Source organism: Lacticaseibacillus pantheris DSM 15945 = JCM 12539 = NBRC 106106 (assembly GCF_001311175.1).
GTDB lineage: Bacteria > Bacillota > Bacilli > Lactobacillales > Lactobacillaceae > Lacticaseibacillus > Lacticaseibacillus pantheris.
In genome coordinates, this window is the sequence record NZ_BBAI01000075.1 from 1 (window position 1) to 1,691 (window position 1,691).

2 protein-coding genes are annotated in these 1,691 nt (G+C 45.1%); both read right to left on the minus strand.

All coding sequences use genetic code 11. The features are described from left to right. Positions 1-57 precede the first annotated feature (57 nt). Positions 58-1,137 (minus strand): IS3 family transposase, encoded by a 1,080-nt coding sequence (locus JCM12539_RS12355; RefSeq protein ID WP_156302205.1) that lies wholly within the window; start codon positions 1,135-1,137, stop codon positions 58-60. Continuing rightward, complete coding sequence (locus JCM12539_RS12360) at positions 1,130-1,621, minus strand: transposase (protein ID WP_156302206.1); 492 nt, start codon at positions 1,619-1,621, stop codon at positions 1,130-1,132. The genes JCM12539_RS12355 and JCM12539_RS12360 overlap by 8 nt, the downstream gene beginning before the upstream one ends. Positions 1,622-1,691 lie beyond the last annotated feature (70 nt).

Here is a 1,691-nt window from a genome sequence, read left to right on the forward strand (position 1 = left end):
GGGTGCACTATGCCCTGTCAAGTTGACAGATGAAATATTATAAAGTTGAATCTGTCTCTAAGCGGCTTCATTCCAGTACTCATCTGGAGTGAGGCCGTTTCTTTGTGCTGAACGGTTGTGGTGATTAAAGTATTCAATACCTTCTTCAACCAACTTCTCAAGTTCTTGAAGGGTCTTAGGCATCGGATGACGCTCCATCCATCGCAATTTGAACTCATTCCACCAACGTTCCATCGGCGCGTTGTCGTAGGGTTTTCCTGGACGAGACATACTGCGTGTCACATTGTAACGTCCCAGAAAGTTATTGAATGCGCCAGATGTATACGCTGATCCGCGATCCGTATGAATCAATGGATGAACGTCTCCAACACTATCAAATGCACGTTGGAACACTTCGATTTCCGCAGCTGAGGTTTCAGTGATACTAAGATGGTGTGACAAGAGGAGACGTCCGTAAAGATCCAAAACACCACTCAATCGAATCTTGTATTCACCATTTGGACCATAGGTTAATTCGGTGGAATCTGACAACCAAACCTTGTTCGGCGCATCTGTGTCAAAGTTCTGGCTTAAGACATTATCTTGTACATACTGCTCACTTGCTTTTTGACGGCTGTGCTTCTTAATTCGAATCTGACACTTTAAACCCAGCTCTCGCATCACTCGGCGAACCATTTTATGAGTAACCTCAAAGGCAATTGACTCGTCATGCTGAATGTTCACTAAGAGATTACCAGCACCGACACCCTGATGGTGAAAGTCAAACCAATATTGCGTCCGTTCCTTAAGTTGACGATCACGGACTTCCCAAGCTGTTTCTACCCGCTTTAAGCCTTTGTAGTAAGCTTGCCGGCTTACGCCCACCACAGCCAGTAACTTGGTTACTGCGCCATGCTTGCCTTGACTGACCTCTTTGATTGCGACGTAAGCCAGCCGATGTTGTTTGTTCACCCCTTGCGCTGAAGTTCCAGCAATTTTTTTTGCGAATTCTTCCACCAATTCTTTGTCTTTAAGCTCAGCTTCTAGCTGACGGATACGAAGATTTGCTTTATCGAGATCAGTCAATTCAAACTCATCTTTGTGATAACCACGGTTATCAACGAGGGCATCATAACCACCGCTCTTGGCCTTAAGCACAAGAGCGTGCTTGTTGATATGAAACTTGAAAACGCTCAGCGGCCTCAGTGTATGAGTGCTTGTGTTTCACCACATACTCAACTACTTCAATTCGTTCTTCAAAAGTCGTCTTCCTACGCACAGTGGGGACCTGCTTTCTGGACGGCGATGCCGTCAAAGATTTGTCTCCATTATACTGATCGACCCATTCTTTTGCTTGCTGACCGTTACGTAGTCCATATTTGTCCGTCAACTCATCGAAGGTGCCCTCACCATTTAGGTAGGCGAAGACTACGGTCTGCTTCAACTCCTTGCTATAATGGTTGTTCTTCTTTGGCTCCTCCAAGCCTTCCAGACCATCTCTTCGATAACGCATCGACCATCTCGCCAGCGTACTCTTTCCAATTCCATGCTGTCTTGCATAAGTTGCTCTGGGTAAACCTGACTTCTGAAAATCGTCTAGTAATTTAAGCTTTTCAAGAGCAGTGAACTTAGATCTGGGCATACAAAAACCCCTCCATAATCATCAGATGAATTATTGTATTTCATCTGACAACCATGAAGGGATTATCGCA

What these genes read in the sequence shown, in the direction of transcription:
- JCM12539_RS12360 (WP_156302206.1), bottom strand. Translation starts at nt 1,621, where the DNA reads ATGCCCAGATCTAAGTTCACTGCTCTTGAAAAGCTTAAATTACTAGAC.